Consider the following 24,159-nt stretch of genomic DNA (forward strand, 5'->3'; position numbering starts at 1 on the left):
ATCGGCGGCCCGGAGCGCCCTCAGGAACTCTTCGAGCGTATGCTGCATGGACTTAGCGCCGGCCCATGAGCTCGACGATCTGGGGTTCGACGGCGGCGATGTCCTGCTCGAACTTCAGGATCACGTTCAGGGTGTCGCGCACCATGGCGGCGTCCAGGTCCTTGGCGTGCAGCAGGATCAATGCCCTGGCCCAGTCGACGGTCTCGGAGATCGAGGGCGCCTTCCGAAGGTCGATGGTGCGCAGGGACTGGACGAAGGCCACGAGCTGGCTGGTCAGGGCCTGCTCGATACCGGGCACACGGGTGGCGACGATCCGCTCCTCCAGCGCCGCCTCGGGCAGGGGGATGTGCAGGTGCAGACAGCGGCGTTTCAGGGCGTCGCCCAGGTCGCGCACGTTGTTGGAGGTGAGGAACACCAGCGGCGGGGTCTTGGCGACGATCACGCCCAGTTCGGGCACCGAGACCTGGTAGGCCGAGAGCACCTCCAGCAGGAAGGCTTCGAAAGCCTCGTCGGACTTGTCGATCTCGTCGATCAGCAGGACGCAGCCGTCGTCCTGGCGCAGCGCCTGCATCAGGGGGCGCGGCTCAAGGAAGGGCTCGGAGAAGAACAGGTCGCCCATGCCGTGCAGGCGGTCCATGGCCGAATCCATGTCCGGCGCGTCGGCCAGCGCCGAGCCCATGCGGTCCTTCAGGATCTGGGTGTAGAGCAGCTGCTTGCCGTACTTCCACTCATAGAGCGCCTTGGACTCGTCCAGGCCCTCGTAGCACTGCATGCGGATCAGCGGCTGGGCCAGCAGGCGGGCGGTGGAGAGCGCGAGCTCCGTCTTGCCGACCCCGGCCGAGCCTTCCACCAGGATCGGTTTCTGCAGGTCGACGGCCATGTAGAGCGCGGTCGCGATACGCCGTGAGGCGATGTAACCGACGCTGCCCAGGCCCTCGACCAGGGCGTCGACGGAAGCGAACGGATTGGCGGCCGGTCGCGTAGGGACCGTGGTGGAAATCGTCAAAGTCTCAGGCTTTCAAAATACGGACGCTGAAAACCCGATTGTGCCAAGCGCGGGTGACCGAGGCAAACGCGCGTTCGGCCTTCGCTCACCTAGACATCGAACTTGACGCCCTGCGCCAGCGGAAGCGTGGCGCCATAGTTCACAGTGTTGGTGGCGCGGCGCATGTAGGCTTTCCAGGAATCGGAGCCGGCTTCGCGGCCGCCGCCGGTTTCTTTTTCGCCGCCGAAGGCCCCGCCGATCTCAGCGCCGGACGGGCCGATGTTGACGTTGGCGATGCCGCAGTCGGAGCCGTTCACCGACGTGAAGAGCTCGGCTTCGCGCACATCGTTGGTGAAGATCGAGGACGACAGGCCTTGGGGCACGTCGTTCTGCAAGCGGATCGCCTCGGCGATGTCCGTGTACCGCATCACATAGAGGATCGGGGCGAAGGTCTCGCGGCGCACGACGTCGGCCTGAGCTGGCATCTCCACCAGGGCCGGACGGACGTAGACGGCCTCGGGCCCGCCGGCCTCGATCCGTTCACCGCCGGTGATCTGGCCGCCCGCGGCCTTGGCGTCGGCCAGCGCCCGCTGCTGGCCCTCGAGGGCCGCGGCGTCGATCAGCGGGCCGACGAGCACGCCCGCCTTGCGCGGATCGCCCACGGGCACCGAGGCGTAGGCCGCCATCAGCCGGGGGACGAAGGCGTCGTAGAGGCTGTCGTGCACGAACAGGCGCCGCAGCGTCGTGCAGCGCTGGCCGGCAGTGCCCATGGCCGCGAAGGCGACGCCGCGCAGGGTCAGGTCCAGGTCGGCGGTGGGCGCGACGATGGCGGCGTTGTTGCCGCCCAACTCCAGGAGGGCGCGGGCGAAGCGGGCGGCGAGCCTCGGGGCCACGGCGCGGCCCATGGCCGTCGATCCGGTCGCGGACACCAGCGGGACCTTCGGGTGGTCGACCAGGGCCTCGCCGACCTTGCGGCCGCCGACGACCACCGCCGAAAGGCCCGCCGGCGCCCCCTCTGGCGAAGATTGGCCGAACTTCGCCGCGGCGCGCTCGAACAGGGCCTGGACGGCCAGTGCGGTGAGCGGGGTCTTCTCCGACGGCTTCCAGACCACGGCGTCGCCGCAGACGAAGGCGAGCGCGGCGTTCCACGACCAGACGGCGACGGGGAAGTTGAAGGCGCTGATCACGCCGACCACGCCCAGCGGATGCCAGGTCTCCATCATCCGGTGCTGCGGCCGCTCGGTGGCCAGCGTCAGGCCGAACAGCTGGCGCGAGAGGCCCACGGCGTAGTCGCAGATGTCGATCATCTCCTGCACCTCGCCGGCAGCCTCGGAGATGATCTTGCCGGCTTCCAGAGTGACCAGGCGCGCGAGGTCGGCCTTGGCGGCGCGCAGTTCCTCGCCCAGCAGGCGGACCAGTTCGCCGCGGCGCGGGGCCGGCGTGGCGCGCCAGACCAGGAAGGCGGTGTGGGCGGCCTCGATCGCCGCGTCCACGGCCTCAGGCGTCGCGTCATGCACTTCGGCGACGATTTCGCCGGTCACGGGCGAGCGCACTGGGCGGTCGCCGCCGGTCCAGAGGCTCTCGGCCACGCCCAGCCGGGTCAGGACGTCGGCGGCCTCGGCGCGGGCCGAGCCGATGGGGGTCTGCAGGGTCATCTCGTCTACTCGGCGGCGGCGCGCAGGGCCGGCTGGAAGGTGGCGTCGTCATCAGCGTAGAACCGCCCGAAGCGGTTGCCCAGGACATCGGCCAGCGCGATGTCCTCCTGGCGGATGAAGCCGGCCTGCGGCAGCTTGCCCTGGGCCAGCAAGTCGAGCACCGCGCAGACGGCGCCGGCGGTGGTGATCTGGATGGCGCTCATCATCTTGCCGCGCACCGGCTGGGCGTAGACCTTGTTGACATAGGTCTCCTGCATCAATCGGCCATCCTTCAGTCCACTGACGGTCACAAAGACGATGACCACGTCCTGCAGGGTCGCGGGCACGGCGTTTTCCAGGATGTCCTTCAGCAGCGGCCGGCGATGGCGCAGGCCGAGGTCGTTCAAGAGCGCCTTCATGATCGCCGCGTGGCCGGGATAGCGGATGGTGCGGTAGTTGAGATTGCGCACCTTGCCCTCCAGAGTCTGGCAGAGTGTGCCCAGGCCGCCGGAGGTGTTGAAGGCCTCATAGGTCACGCCGTCGAGGGAGAACTCTTCGCATTCCTCCAGCGCCGGGACCTCGCGCAGCCTGCCGCCGACGATGGCCTCGCAAGGCTCGCAATATTCGTTGATCACGCCGTCGGTGGACCAGGTGAGGTTGTAGTTGAGCGCGTTGGACGGATAGCGCGGCAGGGCGCCCACCCGCAGGCGCACGTCGTGCAGCTCGTCGAAGTGCTGCGCCAGGTCCCAGGCGGCGATGGTGATGAAGCCCGGCGCCAGGCCGCATTGCGGGATGAAGGCGGTGCTGGCGTCCTTGGCCAGGTCGCGGACCACACGGCTGGCGGCTACGTCCTCGGTCAGGTCGAGGTAGTGGGCGCCCGCGCCCTTTGCGGCCTCAGCCACTACGGTGGTCAGGTGATAGGGCGCGGCGCTGATCACCGCGAAGGCGCCCGTCAGCGCCCGGGCCAGGATCACGGGATCGTCGATGGCCATGGCGACGGTTTTCGCGCCAACTTCGGCCTCGGCCAGCGCTGCCGGGCTCTGATCGATCAACAGGACGTCATAGCCGCCCGATCCGCTCAGCAGGCTGGCGATGGTGGAGCCGATCTTGCCGGCTCCGACGACGGCGACTTTGCGCATACCCAGCTCCATTCCTGTGCGGGTCCAAGATGATTCGCATCGCCGTCGGTATCAATTCGCATCTCGGCGATATTCGTGGCATATCTGGACATATCAACTGCAGCATTCGGCGATCTGACGATGGATGACCTCGACAATCACCTTCTGGCGCGCCTGCGGGACAACGCCAGGGCCCCGGTGGCGGAATTGGCGCGCACGCTCGGCCTATCGCGCACCACGGTGCAGAGCCGCCTGACGCGGCTGGAGCGCACCGGGGTCATCGCCGGCTATGCGGTTAAGCTGTCGGAGGCGCGGGAGGCGGCGCTGATCCACGCCTTCATCATGCTGACAGTCGAGCCGAAGCAGGCGGCGGCGGTCACCGCGGCCCTGAAGCGGATGCCGGGGGTACGCAAGCTGCAGTCGGTGAGCGGCCCCTCCGACATGATCGCCGCGGTCGAGGCCCCCAGCGTCGGCGAGATGGACAGCCTGATCGACGAGATCGGCGCCCTGCGCGGCGTGGAGCGGACCAATTCCTCGATCGTGCTGGCGACCAAGTTCGACCGGTAGTTTCCTCCCCGCGCCGCCTCCGACAGAGCGCGTCCGAGGGGGTGGCGGCCAAGTCGCAGAACGCCGTACCCCGTAAACCTGACCCTAACATTCGATGGCTAAGGTCCGCCGGTTAAGCGGAGTCCTCATCGGTCCATGAAGTCACTCTCGCGTCGGTTCCTGATCAGCGTCGGCTTGATGTCGTTGATCATGACGGTGCTCGGCACCTTCGGCGCCTTCGTTGTGTTCGAGCGCGAGCTCTCGAACCGTCAGATCGGCTATCTCACGGACTACGTCCGGGAGCGCAGCTCCAATGTCGACCGCCAGTTCTCCAACCTGTCCACCCTGCACAAGGCCGCCGGCGAAGAGCTGCAGCGGCGGATGGACCATCTCAGCGATGCCGACGTGGCGAAGCTGGCCGACGAATATTTCCCGATGCAGCCCGACGGCACCCGTCGCAGCCGCGACAAGTACTTCGACGGCGTGGTCGACAACGGCGACTACACCTATGGCCTGGGCGCACTGCTGACCTCACCGAAGACCGCCTCGCCGCAGGATATGCGCGCCCTGGTCGCGGCCTTCCGGCTGGTCTCCGACTTCGGCCAGGCTGCGCGGCGCGACTACGACACTCTTTATTTTTTCACGCCTAATCCAGCGCGCCTGGTGATGTACGGCCCCGACCGGGCCGACCACCTGATGTACTACCGCCACGAGGCGCCCCCGAACTTCGATATCTCCAAGGAGGAGATGGCGCGCATCACGCTGCCGGAATTCGACCCCAGCCGGGCGACCCGGTGCACGAACCTGCAGCGCCTTGTGCAGGACACGGTCGGTAAGCGCCTTTCAACGGCCTGCCTGACGCCGGCCTATGTGGACGGCCGCTATGTCGGCGCCTTCGGCTCGTCCATGGAGCTGACCCACTTCTTCCTGAACGCGCTGAAGAACACGCCGTCCCACGCCTCGCCGCTGATCGTGACCTCCAAGGGCGAGCTGATCGCCTATCCCGGATTCACCGATCAGAGCCGTTCGCCGGAAAAGACCCTCGCGAGGTACGAAAAGACATTCGACCTGAAGGACGTCGTCGCCCGCGCCGCCGGGACCGGCCGCGAGAACGGCGTGGTCGAGAGCAAGGACGGCCGCCAGATCGTGGCCTTCGGCCGGCTCAATGGACCCAATTGGTACCTGCTGCTGACCTATCCCAAGGCCGACGTGGTGGCCTCGGCGCTCGGCTCGGCCGCCTGGGTGCTGGTGATCGGCGGCATCGCCTCGGCGATCCAGGCGCTGGCGGTGGTGCTGCTGGCGCGATCGAGCATCGTGCGCCCGGTCGAGCGCCTAGCCGCCTCCTGCGAGCCCGGCGCCGACGCGCGCGTCGACGTCAGCGACGTGGAGCGCCGCAAGGACGAGATCGGCGTGCTGGCCACCTCACTGCGCACCGAGCGCGAGAAGACCGAGGCCGTGCTGGCCTCGCTGGAGGATCGCGTCAGCGAACGCACCGCCCAGCTGGAGCGCGCCAACACCGAGAAATCCCGCTTCCTGGCCAATATGAGCCACGAGCTGCGCACGCCGCTGAACGGCGTCATCGCCATTTCCGAGACCCTGGCCGGCCAGCAGTCGACGCCCAAGGGCCGCGAGCTGGCGGAACTGATCGTCGCCTCCGGCCGCCTGCTGGAGCGGGTGCTGACCGACATCCTGGACTTCTCGAAGATCGAGGCCGGCGAGATCAGCCTGTCGCGCGACGATTTCAGCATGGAGCGCCTGGTCAGCCACATCGCCGAGCTGCACCGCGCCTCCGCGCAGAGCAAGGGCCTGAATTTCCGCTGGGCCGTGGCCCCGGAGGCGGCGGGCCACTACGCCGGCGATACGGTACGCCTGACCCAGGTGCTGTCGAACCTGCTGTCAAACGCAGTGAAGTTCACCGAGGCCGGCGAGGTCGTGCTGGAGGTGATAGCCTTCGGCGACGAGGTGCGATTCCAGGTCTCCGACAGCGGCATCGGCTTCGATGAGGAGACCGGCGCACGCTTGTTCCGCCGTTTCGAACAGGCCGACGCCTCGATCCGCCGCCGGTTCGGCGGCACGGGTCTGGGCCTGGCGATCAGCCGTTCGCTGATTGAGCTGATGGGCGGCCGCATCGTGGTGCAGTCGACGCCCGGCCTGGGCTCGGTGTTCTCGGTCTATGTGCCCCTGGAACGGCTCGCCGAGGGCGAGGCGCTGGAGGGCGACGACACTGCGCCGGAGCTGGACATCGCCGGCTGCCGCGTCCTGGTGGCTGAGGACCATCCGACCAACCAGAAAGTCGTGGAGCTGATCCTGGAGTCGGTCGGCGTCACCCCGGTGATCGTCGAGAACGGCCGCCTGGCGCTGGACCTCCTGAAGGCCGAACGCTTCGACGTGGTGTTGATGGACATGCAGATGCCGGAGCTTGACGGCCTGTCGGCGACCACCCTGCTGCGCCAATGGGAGCGCGAGACGGGGACGCCGCGTACGCCGGTGATCATGCTGACCGCCAATGCGTTGGACGAGCATATCCGCTCCAGCCACGACGCCGGCGCGGACCTGCATCTCTCCAAGCCGATCCACGCCCAGGCGCTGATCGAGAGCATCCTGGACGCCATCGCCGCCCAGCCCCCGGCTGAGGCGGACGCGCGGGTCGAGGTCGCCTAAGGCGCGTTGAAATAGATCGGGTTGCCGAGCAGCCAGAGCTTGCCGTCCGGCCCGCGCACGTCCACCCGCAGCCAGTGACGCTGGCCGTCGCTTGGCGCCTCGAAACTGCGGGTCTCGTCGTCGCCGGGCAAGGTCGCGTCCGCGAGCTTCGGCTTAGGCCCATTTCCGGCCAGGGACAGGGAACCGCCGGCCGCATGGCCGACGTGGACGCTTATCCGCACCATCTGGCCGGCGGGCGCGGGGAGCCCGTCGCCCATCTCAGCGGTCCGGCCGCCCGAGGTTGCGGTGACGTCCAGCTGTTTGTCGTGGCTGCCGGTGATGTCGACGAAGACGTGCCCCGCGCGGATGCCCGCGAGGATGGCCGGCTGCGACAGCGCAGTGGCGTGGACGACGGTGGTCGGAAAGCCGATGCCGGACTTCGACTCCGGCTTCAGATCGAGGTCGTGGTTGTCGGAACCGCCGACGGCGGTGATGCGGAAGCCGGCGTTCAGCCGCGCCTCCCAGAAGGGGATACCGGAGATCACGCTCTCCGCCCCGCCGGGCAGGCGCAACGCCCCGCCGTTGACCGCCTCCACGGCCTGGATGCGGGAAAAATCGGTGTCCTTGGCCGTCCAGCCACAGCCCATGCAGGCCTCGCCGGAGGGCTGGCCCGGGTGGTTGACGGAGATCAGGCCGCCGGCCTTCTCCACCTGCGTCTGAATCGCCGCCAGGGTCGGGGCGCGGGTCGAGCCCAGCTGGAAATCGAGAGGCGCGGTCGGCCCCCAGATATTGGCGTGGCCCCAGAAGGTGGTGAGCTCGCGGCCGGGGATCAGCAGCAGGTCGTCGAAATAGGGGGTGAGCTCGCGCAGGGCGTTGTTCTGGGCGGTGTCGTTGTGGTCGGTGACCGAGATGAAGTCGAGGCCGCGGGCGTGGGCCGCGTCGACGGTGCGGAACACCGGGCAGGGGACGTGGAGGCCCTTCATCGACAGGCACGAACCGTCGGAGTTGGCGGTGTGCATGTGCAGGTCACCGCGATACCAGCCAGGCCCGGGTTTGATGGGGACCGCGCTGAAACCGGCGAAGCTGGTTCCGTGCTGGAAGTAGACCTTGGCGGTGTAATGCGCCTCGACGCCGGCGCGCAGGTTCGGGACCCCCAGCACCAGCTTCCAGGTCCCGGCAGGGATCGGCCCGGGCAGGTACGACGGTGTCGCCTCGGCGTCGCTGATCGTGAAGCCCTGCTTGTTGCCGCCGCTCCAACCGCGGAACCGCTGCGGATCGCGCACGCCCAGGTCGATCACCGACTTCTGGTCCTTGCCGGTGTAGGCGAACTCGACGGTCACCCGCGTCGTTCCCGCCGGCACCTTGAACGGGACCTCGCGGTAATGCTCGTGATCGGCGCGGGTCATGACGCCGCTGAGGGTGAGATCGGGCGCCGGTTGGGCGCGGGTTGTCGACGCGAAGCCCAGCGCGCAAAGACTGAGCAGCAGCCGCTGAATCCACCGTTTCGCCATGCCGACCGCCCTCACTCGACTCGTCCGTCCGCGCCTTCTCCCAGCTAAGGAAGAAGGCGCTGTGACAGCAGCTACGGCGCTTCGTTGGAGAACACGATCGTGCCCGACGCGGCGAACATGCCGCCGACGCCGTGGGCGATGCTGATCTTGGCGCCGGGGACCTGGGCCGGGGCGATGCCCCGCATCTGCCGGACGCTCTCCTGCAGGGCGTACATGCCGTACATGCCGGAGTGCATGTAGGAGAGGCCGCCGCCGTTGGTGTTGAGCGGCAGCTTGCCGCCTGGCGCGGTATTGCGCCCGTTGATGAAGCCCGCCGCCTCGCCCGGCTTGCAGAAGCCCAGGTCTTCCAGGCCGTAGAGCGGCAGGTGGGCGAAGGCGTCGTAGATCATCAGGTGGTCGACGTCGGCGTGGCTGATGCCCGATTCCTCGAACGCCTTCTTACCGGAGACCCGGAAGGCCTTGGAGGAGGTGAAGTCCTCCATCTGGCTGACCATCGGGGTCTCGACGCTCTCGCCCGTGCCCAGGATGTAGACCGGCTTCTGCGGGAAGTCCTTGGCCCGCTCGGCGCTGGTCAGGATCAGCGCGCCGCCGCCGTCGGTGACCAGGCAGCACATCAGCTTGGTGAAGGGCCAGGCGATCATGTCGGAGCCCAGCACGTCGGCGACGGTGATCGGGTCCTTGTAGCTGGCGCGCGGGTTCTTCGCCGCCCACTCGCGCTGGATCACGGCGACCATGGCCAGGTCCTCGACCGTATAGCCGCGGGCCTTGAGGTAGCGAAGCACCGGAACCGTGAACATGGTCGGCGGGCCCGCCGGCCCGTAGGGCATCTCGAACTGCCCGGCCAGGCTGGAGGCCGCCCGGCCGAAGCCGCCGGCGCCGACGCGGCTGCGCCCGCTCTCACCGTGAGTGATCAGGACGGTGTTGCAGAGCCCCTCGTTGATCGCCGCCGCCGCGTGGCGGACGTGCAGCATGAAGGAGCAGCCGCCGACGCTGGTGCCGTCCGCATAGGTCGGCGTGATGCCCATGTAGTGGGCCAGGTCGACGGGGGAGATGCCGGCGGTGGCGACGCCGTCGATGTCGCTGGGCTTCAGGCCGCAGTCGGCGAGGGCGTTCAGGGCGGCGTCGGCGTGCAGGCCGATCACCGAGACGTCCGGGATCTTGCCCATCTGGGTGGTTTCGGCGGCCCCGACGACCGCGATGGATTTGCGTTTCATGCTCTTACGCTCCCGCCGGCTGGAAGAAGGGGAGCGAGATGTCGTCGTTCTGGGCGGCGAAGGTGACCTTCAGCGGCATGTCCAACTTCAGCGCCTCGGGCGTCTGCGGACAACCCACGATGTTGGTCATCATCTGCGGGCCCTCGGCCAGCTTCACCACCGCGATGGCGTAGGGCTCGGTCCCCATGTCGGGGCGCGGGCGCATGTTGATGACGTAGGACCAGAGCACGCCGTCGCCGCTGGCCTTGTAGGCCTCGACCTTGCGGCTGCCGCACTTGGGGCAAAAGGGCCGAGGCGGGAAATAGCTTCCGCCGTCGCAGGCGGTGCAGCGCTGCAGGCGAAGCTCGCCCGCCTTGCAGCCGTCCCAGAAATCCCGGGTTTCCGGCGTCGGTTCAGGCAACATCCGTGGTGGCATATGAAATCCGTCCCTATCGAAAATGGATTTGCGTCGTGGCGCGCCAAATCGGCGGCGGCGCCAGCAAAGCCGAGCGGGCGGCGAATGTCACGCCAAGGCTTCGGGCTCTTCCGCCAGGACCCCGAAGATTTCACGGAAAGCGTCCAGGCCGTGGGGGCTGAAGCTGACGATCCGGCTGCCGGGCTCACGCTTCGCCCAGCCCAGACCGAAGAAGCGCGCCAGCAGGGCGGCGCCCAGGGCGCCGGCCAGGTGCGAGCGGCGGACGCTCCAGTCCAGGCAGCCCTTGCAGAGCGGCCGGCGCAGGCTGCTGAGCGCGGGCAGGTCGAGGCCGAGCGCGGCCATGAACGCCTCGCCCTGGGAGGTCAGGACCAGGGTCTCGCCGGAGCCCACGATCATGCCCCGGTGGGTCAGGCTGTCCAGCATGGCCACGCCCAGGTCGCCGGCCAGATGGTCGTAGCAGACCCGCGCGCGCCGCAGCGCCGGCTCCCTGGGCCCGGTGCGGACGCGGCTGTGGCCGGTGCGCGCGGCCAGGCCGCTCAGCGCCTCGATCACCCCGGCGACGTCGGGGCCGGACAGCGCGTAGTAGACATGCCGGCCCTGCTTGCGCCCCTCGATGAGGCCGCCGGCCGATAGCTTGGCCAGGTGCGAGCTGGCGGTCTGGGCGGTGACGCCGGCCTCGCGGGCCAGTTCGCCGGCGGTCAGCGCCTGGCCGCCGGAGAGCGCGGTGACCATGTTGGCGCGCGCCGGGTCGCCCAGCAGGGCGGCGATGACAGCAATGTCGGGTCCGACCTTCATGCTTCGAGGTTAGCCGCATGATGGCCGCGCGGCCAGACCTGAACCTTCGAGCGCGATGGAAGCGTTCGCCGGGCCGAACCGGCTAGCAAGGGGCCTGCAAACCCTGGGAGCCCGCCATGACCATCACCTGCTGCATCCGCTACGTCATCGACCCCTACAAGAAGGACGACTTCGAGGAATACGCTCGCAAGTGGCTGACCATCATCCCGGCGCTCGGCGGCGACCTGCTGGGCTATTTCCTGCCGCACGAGGGGACCAACAATGTCGCGCTGGCGATGATCGGCTTCGAATGCCTGGCCTCCTATGAGACCTATCGCGGCCGCCTGCGTTCCGACGCCGCTTCGCTGGCCAATCTGAAGTTCGCCCAGGACCGGAAATTCATCCTGGAAGAGACGCGGACCTTCCTGCAGCCGGTGCGAGCCCGGTGATCGCGGTCATCTTCGAGGGCCAGCCGCGCGTGGATCGAGGCCAGGCCTACCTGGACCTGGCCGCGGCCCTCGCGCCACGGCTGGCGGCGATCGATGGCTTCATCTCGATCGAGCGGTTCGAAAGCCTTTCGATCCCGGGCAAGCTGCTCTCGCTGTCCTTCTGGCGCGACGAGGCGGCGGTGAGCGCCTGGCGGGACCTGGAGGCTCACCGCCGCGCCCAGGCGGCCGGCCGGGCCGAGGTCTTCGCCGACTATCGGTTGCGGGTCGCCGCCGTGATCCGCGACTACGGCCTGACCGACCGCGCCCAGGCGCCGCCCGACAGCCGCGCCGTCCACGGCTAGAGCGCCGGTATTGGCAATCAAAAGCGATTGACAAGTCGCCTCACCCGCCCGAGCGTCCCAAAATTGTCTGACAATAATTCGCGGTGAGCTTTGTACTCAGCCGCGGACCCGCCGAAACCGGCGGACGGGGCGGACGGGGCGGACGGAGCGGAACATGACCTCGATCTTCAGGTCCGCAGGCCTGGCCAAGGCGTCGGCCGCGCTCGCCTGCGTAGGCGCGCTCGCCGCCGCGGTCCCGGCCGCGGCGACCGGGGCCTTCAAGTTCTACATCATGGTCGATCTGCTGAACGGGGCCGACCAGTTGGTGATGGACCGCTGGTACATGACCTATCACGCCCAGCAGATGCACCGCTCGATGCGGGCCTGGCAGCGCAACTACATCTCGTTCCGCAGCTACAACACCCCGCCCGAAGCCGACATCTATCCGATCTGGCACGGCCGGCTGAGCGAGATCGACTACGACAGCTATGCCGATTTCCAGGAGGGCCGGGCGAACAATCCGTTCCTCGACATCCTGACCGCGCCGCCCGGCGGCTGGCAGCGGGGCGCGGCGATCCTGAACGCGGCCGAAGGCGCGATCACGCCCACCGCCATCTTCCGGTCCGAGCCGGCGGCGGTCCCGATCAATCCGCAAGAGGTCTACCTGCAGGGCGCCACGCCGGCCAAGGAGACGCCCTACTTCCGATGGGTGGTGTTCTTCCGTTACCCGAAAGGCGTCAGCCAGGCCGACGGCGACAAGTGGTTCTTAGGGACCCACGTCAAGGAAGTGGCCAAGCTGCCGGGCCTGCGCCGCTACATCGGCTATCGGGTGATCGACACGGAGTCGAAATATCCGCGTGTCGAGGAGCTGTGGTTCGACGACTACAAGGCCTGGCGCAAGGTGTTCATCGGGACCCAGCCGGCCTTCACCAAACCGCCCTGGGGCGGAACGCGCTTTCCCTTCGCCGACGCCATCTCGACCTTCGTGGGCGAGAATCCGGACATCGATTTCATGAACGACAAGCGGGTGATCCCATGAGCCTTCGCGCCGCCCTGACCGGCGTTGTCCTCAGCCTCGGCGTCCCCGGTGCGGCCTTCGCCCAGGAGCGGCCGGTGGTGATGACCGCCTCCGGCCCGGTGAAGGGCGTCTCCGAGGGCGGCGAGGTCATGTTCAAGGGCATGCCGTTCGCCGCGCCGCCGGTGGGACCCCTGCGCTGGAAGCCGCCGGCGCCGCCCGCCGCCTGGACGAGCCCACGCGACGCCTCGGACTTCAGCGGCATCTGCGTGCAACCGTCGCGTCCTGACGGCGTGCTGGCCGCCGGCGCCGGTCGACCGCAGAGCGAGGACTGCCTCTATCTCAACGTCTTTGCGCCCACGGCCGCCAAGGCGGCCCCGGTGATGGTCTGGATCCACGGTGGGGCCCACCGTTTCGGCTCCGGGATCGGGCCGGTCTACGACGGCGCGGCCTTCGCCCGCGACGGCGTGGTGCTGGTGACACTGAACTACCGCCTGGGTGCGCTCGGCTATTTCGCCCACCCGGGCCTGACCCGGGCCGCCAAACCCGGCGAGCCGCTCGCCAACTATGGCGCCATGGACCAGATGGCGGCGCTGGCCTGGGTGCGGAAGAACATCGCCGCCTTCGGGGGTGACCCGAAGAACGTCACTGTCTTCGGCGAGTCGGCCGGCGGGCAGTCGATCCTGGCGCTGCTGGCCACGCCCGCCGCCAAGGGTCTGTTCGACAAGGCGGTCGTCGAATCCGGCGGCGGCTGGAACCCCGCCGTCAGTCTCGCCCAGGAAGAGGCCAGGGGGGTCGCGCGCATGCAGCGCGCCGCGAACCTCGGCCCCGAGGCGACCGCCGACCAGCTTCGCGCAGTGCCCGCCGACAAGCTGCTGGACTCGGTCGGCGGCGCGGCCGGCGTCGGGCCGGTTGAGGACGGCCGTCTGATGAAGGAAACCGCGGCCCAGGCCTTCGCCGACGGCCACGCCATCGACGTTCCGCTGATCATCGGCTCGAACAGCTTCGAGGCCTCGCTGATGCGCAACTTCCCGGTCGATGTGAAAGTCGCGCTGGGGCGGATGACGCCGGCGCAGAAGGCGGCCTACGGCGACCTCGGTTCGGACCAAAATCTGGCGGAGGCGCTCTACACCGACACGGTCATGGCGGGCCCCGCGCGCTGGATCGCCGGCAAGGCCTCGACCGGCGCGCCGTCGTTCCTCTACCACTTCTCCTATGTGGCGGCCGCCCAGCGCGGGAAGGTCCCGGGCGCAAGCCACGGCAGCGAGATCGTCTATGTCTTCGAGACCGGCGGGAAGGTCGCCGCACGCGCCATCACGCCGCAGGACCAGGCAGTCTCCAGCCTGATGCATTCCTGCTGGGTGGGCTTCGCCAAGACCGGAAAGCCGGCCTGCAACTCAGGCCCGGCCTGGCCGGCCTATGACCCCGCTTCGGACCACCTGATGGAGTTCGGCGTCGACTCCGGCGTGCGGACCAATTTCCGCAAAGTCCAGCTCGACGCCGACCAGGCGGCGGCGGGTCACTAGCCGAGAGCGCCAGCCGATCCCTGCGAGGTGAAAGTCTAGTCCGCTATCACCTCGTGGGTCGGCGCTGCGCCCGCCGGCTGCGGGCGCGGCGGTTTCAGGATGAGGAGCGCGGGAGCCATCACCAGGGCCGCCACGCCAAGGGCTGCGAAGACCGCATCATAGCTGATCATCGTCCCCTGGCGGGTGACCTCGCCGTTCAGCGCCGCCAGTCCCGGGCCTGAGAGGCTGAAGGTGCTGGGCAAGCTCCAGCGCAGCACGGGGTCGGTGACCGTGATGTGTTCGGCCAGCCGCGAATGCGCCATCGCCGCGTCGCGGATCAGGATCGCCTGCAGCACCGAAATGCCGGCGCTGGAGCCGATGCTTCGCGCCATGGTGGAGACGATCGTGCCCTCGGTGCGGTGGATGGGCGCGAGCGTCGCGTAGGCCAGGGTGTTGAGCGGCGCGAACAGCAGGCCTGTGCCCAGCCCCTGGATAAAGCCCGCCACCTCGATCGGCCGGGCGGTCATGGAAAGGTCGAACTGACCCATGCTCCAGAGCGCAAAGGCCGACAGCATGACGCCCACCAGCAGCACCTTGCGCGGCCCAAACCGCGCCACAAGCAGGGGCACGGCCAGGAAGGCGAGGAACGAGCCGACCCCGCGGGTCATCGAGGCGATGCCGGCCTGCAGGGCCGAGTAGCCCAGCAAGTTTTGCATCATGGAGGGCAGAAGCGCGCTGGTGGAGAACAGCAACACCATGGTCATCAGCGAGAAGGCGGTGGTCGCCAGGAAGTTGGTGTCTTTCGCGAGGTCGCGGTGGAAGAAGGGATTTGGGGCGGTCGCGGTCTGCACCACGAAGACGAACAGCCCCGCTGCCCCGATGGCGCCCTCGATCCAGATCTCCTTGGAGTCCAACCAGTCCTGCGTGGGGCCGCGGTCGAGCATCAACTGGAAGCCGGCCACGAACAGCACCAGGGCGCCGAAGCCCAGGAAATCGAACGGCCGCTGCCGCCCGCCAGGGTCGGCGTCCATGAAGGTCCAGATGCCCAGGAAGGCGAGAATCCCGATCGGCACATTGATGTAGAACACCCAGCGCCAGGAGAAATCCTCGGTCAGATAGCCGCCCAGGGTGGGGCCGATGATCGGCCCCAGGATCACCGCGGCGCTCCAGATACTCATCACCCGCGGGATCATCTTCTGAGGATAGATGTCCAGCATCACGGTCTGCGAGAGCGGGATCAGCGAGGCGCCGGCGATGCCCTGGATCAGGCGGAAGGCGACGATTTCCGGTAACGAAGTGGCGACGCCGCACAGCACCGACGCGGCGGTGAAGCCGGCGATCGAGAACAGGAACATGGTCTTGCGGCCGATCTTCTGGGACAGCCAGCCGGAGAGCGGCGTCATGATCGCGGTGGCGATGATGTAGCTGGTCAGCACCCAGGTGATCTGGTCCGCCGAGGCCGAGACACTGCCCTGGATGTGCGGCAGGGCGACGTTGGCGATGGTCTGGTCGAGGGTATTCATCAGCGTCGCCAGCATCAGAGCGCCGGTGATCGGGATGCGGTTGGCGATATCCTTCTTCGAGGCCATGGATCAGGTGAACCCTTTTCAGACCGTCGAGATGGAAAGCTTGCGCCGCTCGGTGGAGGCGATCAGCTCGGCCCAGATGGCAGCCTGCCGGGCGGCGTCGCCAGCGGCCTCGGCGGCGATATGGGCCTCGATCAGGGCCTCGCGCAGGCGCTGGTTTTCGACCCGCAGGACCGAGAGCCTGAGGCTGGACTCGTCGGCGGTGTCGTCCAGCAGCGCCGCGAGCGCGCGGTTCTCTGTCACCAGGTTCTCGGCCGCGCCGTCCCAGACCTCGGCGGCGACGCCCAGCACGGCGGCGGCCAGGCCGAGCGCATTGGTCCGCTCGGCCGGCGGGACATCCGGCCCGGCGTTGCGCACCAGGAGTTGGGCCATCTCGGCCAGCACCGACGGAACCTGTGGCGTCATAGCTTGCCCATCACCTTCAGGATCGCCCGGTCCTGGGCGTTGGTAAGCCACCAGGCGGCGTAGACCATGATCGGATCGGTGTTGCCCCCGTCGATGAACGCCCGCGCCGAGCCTACCCAGATTCCCTGGCCCTTGACGCAGTTGAAGAGGATCCACCAGTGCAGCGCCACGGGATCGGCGACCAGGCCGCTGGTGCGCTCCCAGATGGCGATCGCCTCGTCCTGGGGCAGCAGGCCGCCGGCCAGGCCGCGCCCGAACTGCCAGACCGGGTTGAAGCCCCAGGCCAGGTCCTCCAGCGGGTCGCCCAGGTGGGCCATTTCCCAGTCCAGAACCCCATGGATCTCACCAGCCTCGTCGTAGAGGAAGTTGCCGGTGCGGTAGTCGCCGTGCACGACGCTGAGCTTCTGGGCCGGCGGCGGCGGGTGCGCACGGAGCCAGCGGATGGCGGCCCGCGCGATCGGCTGCGGCTCGGCCTCCTCCGAGTTGAGGATGCCCTCCCAGTGGTCCAGCTCGCGCCGCCAGCAGGCGTCCAGGGTTACCGGCGGCATGACCTGGGTGAGGCCGAGGGCGGCCGGATCGGCGCGCGCGATCTCTCCCAGGATGGTCCATTTACGCTCCGCGAGCCGCGGCAGCACCGCGTTATAGCCGCCCGCGAACAGCAGCTGCGGCGAGGCCTGGTGGCCGCAGAGCTCCTCGGCGATGAAGAACGGGTGGTCGAGCGGCCCGTCCGCTTCCTCCAGCCACAGCATGGCCGGCACCGGCACGGCTGAGCCGTGGAAGGCGCGATAGGCGGCGAACTCCACGCGCCGCTCGGTGTCGATCAGGCTGGCCGGCGGATCGCGCCGCAGGATCAGCCTGCGCGCAATGAGCTCGTCCCCCTGCCGCCAGCGGGCGCGGAACCGGTAGGTCTCCCGCGACGCCCCGCCGGAGATGCGCTCCAGCCCGCTCACCGTCACGTCGGCGGCGTCGGGAAGCCGGCCCGCGATATAGGCCGCAAGCCGGGCCTCTAGGGGATGGCCCGCCAACCGTCAGGCCATCCGGAAGCGGATCGGCAGGCGTTTGGGGCCGTTGACGAAGACCGCCTCGCTCATGGCCGGCACGCCGTCCAGCGCCAGCTCGGAGAGCCGGGGCAGCAGCTCCTCCCAGAGGATGCGCATTTCCATCTTGGCCAGGTGCTGGCCCAGGCACAGGTGCGCGCCGTAGCCGAAGGCCAGATGCCTGTTGGGCTTGCGGTCGACGCGGAACTCGTCCGGCGCTTCGAACACCGCCTCGTCGCGATTGCCGGAGGCGTAGCAGAGCATCAGCCAGTCGCCCTTCTTGATGTCGCGGCCGGCGAAGGCGACGTCTTCCGTGGCCGTGCGCATGAAGGTCTTCACCGGCGTGGTCCAGCGGATCGACTCGTCCACCAGGCCCGGGATCAGCGAGGGGTCGGCCTTCACCTTGGCCAGTTCCTTGGGATTTTCGGCCAAGGCCCAGAGCGCGCCGGCGGTGGACGACGAGGTGGTGTCGTGCCCGGCGGTGGCGACGATGATGTAGTAGCTCATCGCCTCCAGGTCGCTGATCGGCTGGCCGTCGATCTGGGAGTTGGCGATCAGGCTGGCCAGGTCGTCGGTCGGACGGGCGCGGCGGTCCTCGGAGATCGCCCGGAAATAGTTCGAGAAGTCGATGATCACGCTCATGTCGAACTTGCGATCGCTGGGCGGCGTGCCGGCGTCGCGGGCCAGCTCCGGATCGGCCGCGCCGAACAGCTCCTGGGTGAGCTTCAGCATCCGGGGCTCGTCCGTCTCCGGCACGCCCATGATGCTCATGATCACCCGCAGCGGGTAGTTCAGGGCGACCTCCTGCACGAAGTCGCAGCGGCCCCCACTCGCCGCCATCTTGGCCACCGCGGCCTTGGCGAGGACCCGGATCTGGTCCTCCAGGCGCTTGAGGTTCTGGGGCATGAACCAGGCCTGGGTCAGCAGGCGGTACTTCAGGTGATCGGGCGCATCCATGTGGATCAGGGTGCGCAACAGGTGCGGGCTTCCGCCCATCATCTCGCGGACCTGGCGGTCGCCGTCCTGGCTGATCAGGGTCGGCGAGCGGTCGCCGTTGTGGAACAGGTCGTTCTGGCGGCTGACCTCCAGGATGTCCGCGTGGCGGGTGACCGCCCAGAAGGGATCGACGCCCTCGACCTTGGCCACACCCAGCGGTTCATTGGTGCGCAGCCAGCGGTAGGTCTCGTGAATGCGGCCGTCGGCGTAGGCGCCGGGCGTGACCAGCATATCGGCCTGGTCCTTCGGGATCCGATGGTCTGCCGCGGTCATGACGCTCATGCGACCCTCCCCTTGTGTTCTTCTTGTCGCGCCCACTTGATACGCGCCGACGGCGGCTCGCAAGCGTGACCGCGCGTCAAGGGGATGGAGGACCGGCGAATGCTGACCAAGGGCGACGACTTCCCGATCCACCAGATGCCGGAGCCGATCGCCTATGCCGGGTCGGACCGCAATTTCTACGACCGCTATTTCTTCAACGGCTACTCGCCGGACGGCTCGGAGTTCGTGGCCGTGGCCTTTGGGGTCTATCCGGCGCTGAACGTCGCCGACGCCCACGTCTCGATCATCCGCGAGGGGGTGCAGCGCTGCCTGCACGCCTCGCGGATCCTAGGCATGGAGCGGATGGAGCTCAGCGTTGGGCCGGTGCGGATCGAGGTGATCGAGCCGCTGCAGACGCTCAAGGTGACGCTGGAGACGGCGGAGGGCCTGGCCTGCGAGCTCACCTTCGAGGGCCGTGCGTTCCCGATCGAGGAGCCGCGCTTCACGCGGCGCAACGGCCCGCGGATGTTCATGGACTACACCCGCCTGACCCAGAACGTGCGGGTCTCGGGCTGGACCGAGGTCGACGGCGACCGGCGCGCCTGTGGCGCCGGCTGGACCGGCACGCGGGACCGCTCCTGGGGCATCCGGCCGATCGGCGCGCCGGATCCGCAACCGACGCCGGGCGGCGGGATCGCCGGCTTCTTCTGGCAGTGGACACCGCTCAACTTCGCCGACCGAAGCGTCTTCTTCCACGTCAACGCCGACACCGAGGGCAAGCCCTGGAACACCCGCGCGGTCATCCTGCCGGACGGCGCCGGGCCGGAGGGCGGCTGGCACTGCGACAACCCGCGGATGGAGGAGGTGACGCTCAAGACCGGCACGCGCCATGCGCTGGGGGGTACGCTGGTCATCCCGCTGGCGCAGGGCGAGGCGCGGGTGCGGATCGAGCCGAAAGGCGTCTTCCTGATGCGCGGCATCGGCTATGGCGGCGAGTGGCGTCACGGGTCGCTGAAAGGCGAGCTGGCGGTGGCGCGCGAGGACATCGACCTCGCCGCTGCCGATATGGGCGCGCCGGAGAACTGGCACATCCAGGCGATTGCCACGGCGATTTTCGAAGCGCCCGGCGAGGCGGCGCAACAGGGCCTTGGTGTCTTCGAGCAACTGATCGCCGGTCCGTACCGGCCATATGGAATCTAGTGGTGGCTGAAGACCTTCATCAGGCGCGCGGCGGCTGGCAGCATCAGCGAGCCGAGCAGGCACGGGAAGATGAAAAGGATCAGCGGAACGGTCAGCTTGGCCGATAGGGCGAGCGCCTTTTCCTCCGCGCGCAGCATCCGCTTTGAGCGCATGTCCTGCGAGAAGACGGTCAGAGTCTCGCCCAGGCTGGTGCCCATTTCCTCGGCCTGGCGCAGCATGGTGGCGAGCTGACGGGCGTCGTCGATGCCCAGGCGGTCGGCGAAGGCCGACCAGGCCTCCTTGCGAGACTTGCCGGCGCGCAGCTCCAGCACCAGGAACCGCAGGTGCACCGTCAGGTTCGGATAGCGACGGGCGAGCTCTTCAGTCACCCGGGTCACGGCCGCATCGAGGCTCAGGCCCGCCTCCACCGACGCCACCAGCAGGTCCAGGAGGTCGGGGAAGCCTTCGGAATATTCCCGCTCGCGCTTGCTGCGGCGCACATTCAGGACGCGGTCGGGGCCCAGCATGGCGGCGCCGGCCAGCACGCCGGCCGCTACGATGCCCAGGAAGCTGGCCTTGCCGCCAGCGACTAGCGGCAGGATCAGGATCACGCCCAGGGTCGCGACGGCGAGCGACGCGGCGCGGACGCCCAGATAGATCACCGGCGCTTCGCGATTGTAGAAGCCGGCCTGCATCAGGCGCGAGCGCAGCACCGAAAGCTTGGCCGGATCGCGCACCGCGCTCTGTTGGCCGAGCCGCCGGATCTGGCCCATGAACTGGCCGCCGATGCCGCTGTTCGGATCGCGCGGGCGGGGCCCGGCCTCAGGCCCGCCGGCGGTGGCCAGGCGTCCGCGGCGGATGGCGCGCAGGCGAAGCTCGCCCGCCGCCATCCAGGCGACGCCGCCGACACCGGCCAGGACGAAGATCGCGCCGACGATGGTGATGATGTTCTGGAGCTGCATGGCGGAGCCCGGACCTCAGAGCCGAAGATCGATCATGCGGCGCATGACCATGTTGCCGATGAACATCCAGACGCCCAAGCCGGCGAGGCCCCACTTCACCATCGGCTCATGGATCACGTCGCCATAGAAGTGCGGCGATGAGATCATGATGAAGCCCATGGCGACGAACGGCGCGGAGGTGAGGATCATGGCCGACGCCCGGCCTTCCGAGGACGCGGCGTGGATTTTCAGGCGCATTTTGTGGCGCTCGCGAACCGTGGACGCATTGAGCTTCAGGAGGCCGGTCAGATTGCCGCCGGTGCGCTCCTGCAGGCGCACCGTAGCGGCGAACAGGTCGACGTCCGGATGCTGGCAGCGTTCCGCCATCCGCGCGACGGCCTGTTCCATGGTGGCGCCATAGGCGATCTCGTCGGCGGCCATGCCGAATTCGGATCCGATCGGGTCGACCATCTCGCGGCCCACCAGATTGATGGCGGTGGGCACCGGGTGGCCGGCCTCGAGGGAACGGACGATGATCTCCAGGGCCTGCGGCAGCTGGAAACCCAGCGCCTTGGCGCGCTTGCCGACCATGTATTTCAGATAGAAGAACGGCCCGCCGAGGCCCAAACCCAGCGCGCCGACCGGGAACAACAGCGGGTTCTTGCTCACGACCGCGGCGGCCGCCCCGCCGACCAGGCCGATCAGGAGGGCATAGAGCGTCCACTTCCTTGGATTGTAGGGCAGGCCGGAGGCGACGATCATGTTGGACAGCCAGCGCAGCCGCTCGCCGCGCTCGCCGTCGGCGTTCAGGCCGCGCTGCTTGCGCAGCTCCATGACCAGAGCCGAGACTCCATCGACCTTGTCGGCGACCTTCAGCCGCTTGTTGACCTTGCGCTTCTGGGTGGCGACCGAGACGAGGCCGATCACGGCCTGGCCCGCGGTGAACACCGCGGCGAACACCAGGATCAGGAAGATGAGGTTGCCGTCGAACTTCATGGCCGGTCTCAGGACACTCCGAGGGCGCGGGACGGGTCGAAATTGGCGACGTCGTAGGCGATGCCGCGGCGGTTCATCTCTTCGATGCAGCGGGGCCGCAGCCCCGTCGCCCGGAACTCGCCGTGCACCGTGCCGTCAGCGTCGGTATGGGTGCGGTTGAAGGTGAAGATGTCCTGCATCTGCACCACTTGACCCTCCATGCCGGTGATCTCGGTGACGTGGGTGATCTTACGTTTGCCGTCCGACAGGCGCATGACCTGGATGATCAGGCCGATGGCGGAGGCGATCTGCTGGCGCATGGCGTCGGGGCTGATCGCGAGGCCGCCCATGGCGATCATCTGTTCGAGACGGCCGATGGCTTCGCGCGGATTGTTGGCGTGGATGGTGGCCATGGAGCCTTCGTGGCCGGTGTTCATGGCCTGCAGCATGTCGAAGGCCTCGTCGGCCCGGACTTCGCCCAAGATCACCCGGTCGGGACGCATCCGCAGCGCGTTCTTCACCAGCTCGCGCTGACGGATCTCGCCCTTGCCTTCGATGTTCGGCGGCCGGGTTTCCAGGCGCACCACGTGCGGCTGCTGCAGCTGCAGCTCGGCCGCGTCCTCAATGGTGATCAGGCGCTCGCCGTGGCTGATGGCGGCCGAGAGCGCGTTCAGCAGGGTCGTCTTGCCGGAGCCCGTACCACCGGAGATCACCGTCGAGACGCGCGCCTTCACGGCGCCATGGATGAAGTCGGCCACCGCCATGGGCATGGCGTTGAACTCGACCAGGCGTTCCAACGTCAGCGGCTTCTTCGAGAACTTCCGGATCGAGACCGACGCGCCGTCGATGGCGATCGGCGAGATGGCGGCGTTCACGCGGCTGCCGTCCTGCAGGCGGGCGTCGACCATCGGCTGGCTCTCGTCGATCCGGCGGCCGACGCCGGCGACGATGCGGTTGACGATGCGCAGCAGGTGGTCGTTGTCGCGGAACCGGACCTGGGTCAGCTCTAGTTCGCCGCGGCGTTCGACATAGACCTGGAAGGGGCCGTTGATCAGGATGTCGTTGATGCTCTCATCCTTGAGCAGCGGCTCAAGAGGACCCAGGCCCACCATCTCGTCGTAGATCGACGCGCCGAGCTCCTGCAGATCGGCGGTGTTCAGCGCCATGCGCTCGTCGCGCGCGAAGTCGGCGACGAGGCTCATGACCTCGCGGCGGATGTCCTTCTCGTCGAGCTTGTCCAGCTTGGCGAGGTCGAGTTCTTCGATCAGGCGCGAATGCAGGCGCAGACGGATGTCCAGCTGCGAGGGCGGCCCGCCCTTGGCCGCCGGCACGTGCTTGGGCGGCATCGGCGGCGGGGGCGGCGAGGCCAGCGTCGGCGGAGCCCCGGCCGCAGGCGTGGCGGGCGTTGCGGCGGGCGCCGGCGTGGGGGCCGGGCTGGCGGGCCGTGCGCCGGGAAGGCTGAAGCGTCCCATCAGGCGGCCTTCACAGCGTTGCGGGCGGGCTGAGCCGCCAGGCGTTCGACCATGGTCTGGATGTCCTTGACGATCTTCGACTTCGGCCGGTGCATGGCGATCGGGCCGCCCAGGTTCACCGAGGCCGCGGCCGCCTCCCAGTCGGAGCTGACGCCGGCCTCGGCCTTGCGCTGCAGGGCTTTCTCGGCCTCGGCCATGGAGGGCGCGGGCCCGAACATGCGGCTGGCCAGGCGGTTCAGGACGATCTTCGGCTTCCGGCCCGAACCCAGGTCGCGCTCGATCTCATCGGACAGCGAGCGGGCGGCCAAGAGGGCGGGCACGGTGAGTTCGGAGACCACCAGCACCTCGTCGCAGCCGCCCAACGCCTCCAGGCTCCAGCCGCGGCGGTGGCGCGGCATGTCCAGGATCACCCAGTCGTAGCTCTCGCAGGCGACCTCCAGCATCCGCAGGATCGCCTCGCGGGGAGCCGCTTCGAAGCCGTCAGGGTCGCGGGGCGCGGCCAGCAGGTCGAGCTGGTTGTTCACCGGGGTGACGAAGGCCTGCAGCATGGCCGCGTCGAGCTTCTCGGCCGCGGCGCCCAGCTCGGCGAGCCGCAGTGTCGGATGGGCGCCCAGATAGGCCGCGGCCGAGCCGTCAGCCAGATGCATGTCGATCAGGCAGACGCTCTTGTCCTTGGTCTGGCGGGCGCAGAGCTGGGTGGCGACCTCGATGGCGATGGTCGTGGCGCCGGAGCCGCCCACCGCGCCGATCACCGCCCAGCAGCGGGCGACCTCGACGGCGTGCGGCGTCGGCGCCGCCTGGACGGCCCGCGCAGGCTTTGCTTCCAGAAGTGTGGCGATGACGGCGCTCAGGACTTCGGGCGCGTAGGGCGCGTCCAGGACGTCGGAGCGCTCCATGCGCAGCAGTCCGCGGACCACGGCGGTCGGCAGATGGACGCCCACCAGCAGCACCGGCGGCGGCGCCGGGCACAGCGACAGGGCCTGCACCGCCGCCGCCAGGCTCGGAGGGCTCCAGGCGTCCGCGTCGATGAGGATCAGGTCCGTGTCGGCCGCACTGATCCCGATCAGCCGCTCAAGGCCAGCGGCTTCGATATGCGCGCCGGACAGCGGTCCCGTCGCGAGCGCGGCGAGGGCCGGGCCGACGGTCAGGACGCGCTTGCCGCTGAGGGACTGGGGACTCAT

The 24,159-nt window shown here is 68.7% G+C and carries 22 protein-coding genes; 7 read left to right on the top strand and 15 right to left on the bottom strand.

What is annotated here, in order from left to right:
• Nucleotides 1-52: 52 nt before the first annotated feature.
• From VHS75_RS17405 to VHS75_RS17415, 3 genes are all read right to left on the bottom strand, one after another.
• Nucleotides 53-1,006: a MoxR family ATPase gene (locus VHS75_RS17405; RefSeq protein ID WP_329639879.1), complete on the bottom strand. Its 954-nt coding sequence runs from the start codon at nucleotides 1,004-1,006 to the stop codon at nucleotides 53-55.
• A gap of 89 nt (nucleotides 1,007-1,095) precedes the next feature.
• Entirely contained in the window at nucleotides 1,096-2,640 is a 1,545-nt protein-coding gene (locus VHS75_RS17410; protein WP_329639880.1) for an aldehyde dehydrogenase family protein, read from the bottom strand.
• Between the two features lie 5 nt (nucleotides 2,641-2,645).
• Nucleotides 2,646-3,758 carry a saccharopine dehydrogenase family protein gene (locus VHS75_RS17415; RefSeq protein WP_329639881.1) on the bottom strand — a complete coding sequence of 371 codons (1,113 nt, stop codon included), beginning with the start codon at nucleotides 3,756-3,758 and terminating at the stop codon, nucleotides 2,646-2,648.
• A gap of 120 nt (nucleotides 3,759-3,878) precedes the next feature.
• Here VHS75_RS17415 and VHS75_RS17420 point away from each other — a divergent pair, with 120 nt between their 5' ends.
• Complete coding sequence (locus VHS75_RS17420; RefSeq protein WP_329639882.1) at nucleotides 3,879-4,304, top strand: Lrp/AsnC family transcriptional regulator; 426 nt, start codon at nucleotides 3,879-3,881, stop codon at nucleotides 4,302-4,304.
• A 135-nt stretch (nucleotides 4,305-4,439) separates the two neighbouring features.
• Entirely contained in the window at nucleotides 4,440-6,944 is a 2,505-nt protein-coding gene (locus VHS75_RS17425) for an ATP-binding protein (protein WP_329639883.1), read from the top strand.
• Here the strand turns inward: VHS75_RS17425 and VHS75_RS17430 are convergent.
• The 4 genes from VHS75_RS17430 to VHS75_RS17445 form a co-directional block, all read right to left on the bottom strand.
• A complete protein-coding gene (locus VHS75_RS17430; RefSeq protein ID WP_329639884.1) occupies nucleotides 6,941-8,434 on the bottom strand; it encodes a CehA/McbA family metallohydrolase in 1,494 nt (497 codons plus the stop codon). The genes VHS75_RS17425 and VHS75_RS17430 overlap by 4 nt on opposite strands.
• Before the next feature lie 71 nt (nucleotides 8,435-8,505).
• Nucleotides 8,506-9,648, bottom strand: coding sequence for a thiolase C-terminal domain-containing protein (locus VHS75_RS17435; protein ID WP_329639885.1), 1,143 nt, complete (start codon nucleotides 9,646-9,648; stop codon nucleotides 8,506-8,508).
• Nucleotides 9,649-9,652: 4 nt separating this feature from the next.
• Entirely contained in the window at nucleotides 9,653-10,051 is a 399-nt protein-coding gene (locus VHS75_RS17440; RefSeq protein WP_329639886.1) for a Zn-ribbon domain-containing OB-fold protein, read from the bottom strand.
• Between the two features lie 99 nt (nucleotides 10,052-10,150).
• Nucleotides 10,151-10,858, bottom strand: coding sequence for a winged helix-turn-helix domain-containing protein (locus VHS75_RS17445; RefSeq protein WP_329639887.1), 708 nt, complete (start codon nucleotides 10,856-10,858; stop codon nucleotides 10,151-10,153).
• Nucleotides 10,859-10,974: 116 nt separating this feature from the next.
• Between VHS75_RS17445 and VHS75_RS17450 the strand changes: the two genes are divergently transcribed.
• From VHS75_RS17450 to VHS75_RS17465, 4 genes are all read left to right on the top strand, one after another.
• Nucleotides 10,975-11,286 carry an NIPSNAP family protein gene (locus VHS75_RS17450; protein WP_329639888.1) on the top strand — a complete coding sequence of 104 codons (312 nt, stop codon included), beginning with the start codon at nucleotides 10,975-10,977 and terminating at the stop codon, nucleotides 11,284-11,286.
• The gene (locus tag VHS75_RS17455) at nucleotides 11,283-11,627 is read left to right on the top strand and encodes an antibiotic biosynthesis monooxygenase (RefSeq protein ID WP_329639889.1); all 345 of its coding nucleotides are present in this window, start codon (nucleotides 11,283-11,285) and stop codon (nucleotides 11,625-11,627) included. The genes VHS75_RS17450 and VHS75_RS17455 overlap by 4 nt, the downstream gene beginning before the upstream one ends.
• A 154-nt stretch (nucleotides 11,628-11,781) precedes the next feature.
• Nucleotides 11,782-12,645, top strand: a complete 864-nt coding sequence (locus VHS75_RS17460) for a hypothetical protein (RefSeq protein WP_329639890.1) — start codon at nucleotides 11,782-11,784, stop codon at nucleotides 12,643-12,645.
• On the top strand, nucleotides 12,642-14,147 hold the full coding sequence (locus tag VHS75_RS17465) for a carboxylesterase/lipase family protein (protein WP_329639891.1): 1,506 nt from the start codon (nucleotides 12,642-12,644) through the stop codon (nucleotides 14,145-14,147). The genes VHS75_RS17460 and VHS75_RS17465 overlap by 4 nt, the downstream gene beginning before the upstream one ends.
• Nucleotides 14,148-14,182: 35 nt before the next feature.
• Here VHS75_RS17465 and VHS75_RS17470 read toward each other — a convergent pair whose 3' ends face one another.
• The 4 genes from VHS75_RS17470 to VHS75_RS17485 are packed head-to-tail and all read right to left on the bottom strand — an operon-like array spanning nucleotide 14,183 to nucleotide 18,432.
• Nucleotides 14,183-15,715: a DHA2 family efflux MFS transporter permease subunit gene (locus VHS75_RS17470; RefSeq protein WP_329639892.1), complete on the bottom strand. Its 1,533-nt coding sequence runs from the start codon at nucleotides 15,713-15,715 to the stop codon at nucleotides 14,183-14,185.
• A gap of 18 nt (nucleotides 15,716-15,733) precedes the next feature.
• Nucleotides 15,734-16,117 (bottom strand): hypothetical protein, encoded by a 384-nt coding sequence (locus VHS75_RS17475; protein ID WP_329639893.1) that lies wholly within the window; start codon nucleotides 16,115-16,117, stop codon nucleotides 15,734-15,736.
• Nucleotides 16,114-17,142, bottom strand: a complete 1,029-nt coding sequence (locus tag VHS75_RS17480) for a phosphotransferase family protein (RefSeq protein ID WP_329639894.1) — start codon at nucleotides 17,140-17,142, stop codon at nucleotides 16,114-16,116. The genes VHS75_RS17475 and VHS75_RS17480 overlap by 4 nt, the downstream gene beginning before the upstream one ends.
• 3 nt (nucleotides 17,143-17,145) lie before the next feature.
• Complete coding sequence (locus VHS75_RS17485; protein WP_329639895.1) at nucleotides 17,146-18,432, bottom strand: cytochrome P450; 1,287 nt, start codon at nucleotides 18,430-18,432, stop codon at nucleotides 17,146-17,148.
• 99 nt (nucleotides 18,433-18,531) lie between these two features.
• Here VHS75_RS17485 and VHS75_RS17490 point away from each other — a divergent pair, with 99 nt between their 5' ends.
• Nucleotides 18,532-19,611 (top strand): hypothetical protein, encoded by a 1,080-nt coding sequence (locus VHS75_RS17490; protein WP_329639896.1) that lies wholly within the window; start codon nucleotides 18,532-18,534, stop codon nucleotides 19,609-19,611.
• Here the strand turns inward: VHS75_RS17490 and VHS75_RS17495 are convergent.
• Genes VHS75_RS17495 through VHS75_RS17510 form a run of 4 tightly spaced genes read right to left on the bottom strand, consistent with a single transcriptional unit; the run spans nucleotide 19,608 to nucleotide 24,159 of the window.
• Nucleotides 19,608-20,552 (bottom strand): type II secretion system F family protein, encoded by a 945-nt coding sequence (locus VHS75_RS17495; protein ID WP_329639897.1) that lies wholly within the window; start codon nucleotides 20,550-20,552, stop codon nucleotides 19,608-19,610. The genes VHS75_RS17490 and VHS75_RS17495 overlap by 4 nt on opposite strands.
• A 15-nt stretch (nucleotides 20,553-20,567) precedes the next feature.
• The gene (locus VHS75_RS17500; RefSeq protein ID WP_329639898.1) at nucleotides 20,568-21,527 is read right to left on the bottom strand and encodes a type II secretion system F family protein; all 960 of its coding nucleotides are present in this window, start codon (nucleotides 21,525-21,527) and stop codon (nucleotides 20,568-20,570) included.
• Between the two features lie 8 nt (nucleotides 21,528-21,535).
• Nucleotides 21,536-22,978: a CpaF family protein gene (locus VHS75_RS17505; protein WP_329639899.1), complete on the bottom strand. Its 1,443-nt coding sequence runs from the start codon at nucleotides 22,976-22,978 to the stop codon at nucleotides 21,536-21,538.
• Nucleotides 22,978-24,159 carry an AAA family ATPase gene (locus VHS75_RS17510; protein WP_329639900.1) on the bottom strand — a complete coding sequence of 394 codons (1,182 nt, stop codon included), beginning with the start codon at nucleotides 24,157-24,159 and terminating at the stop codon, nucleotides 22,978-22,980. The genes VHS75_RS17505 and VHS75_RS17510 overlap by 1 nt, the downstream gene beginning before the upstream one ends.

The sequence above is a fragment of the Phenylobacterium sp. genome (assembly GCF_036264965.1).
In the GTDB taxonomy this organism is placed as follows: domain Bacteria; phylum Pseudomonadota; class Alphaproteobacteria; order Caulobacterales; family Caulobacteraceae; genus Phenylobacterium.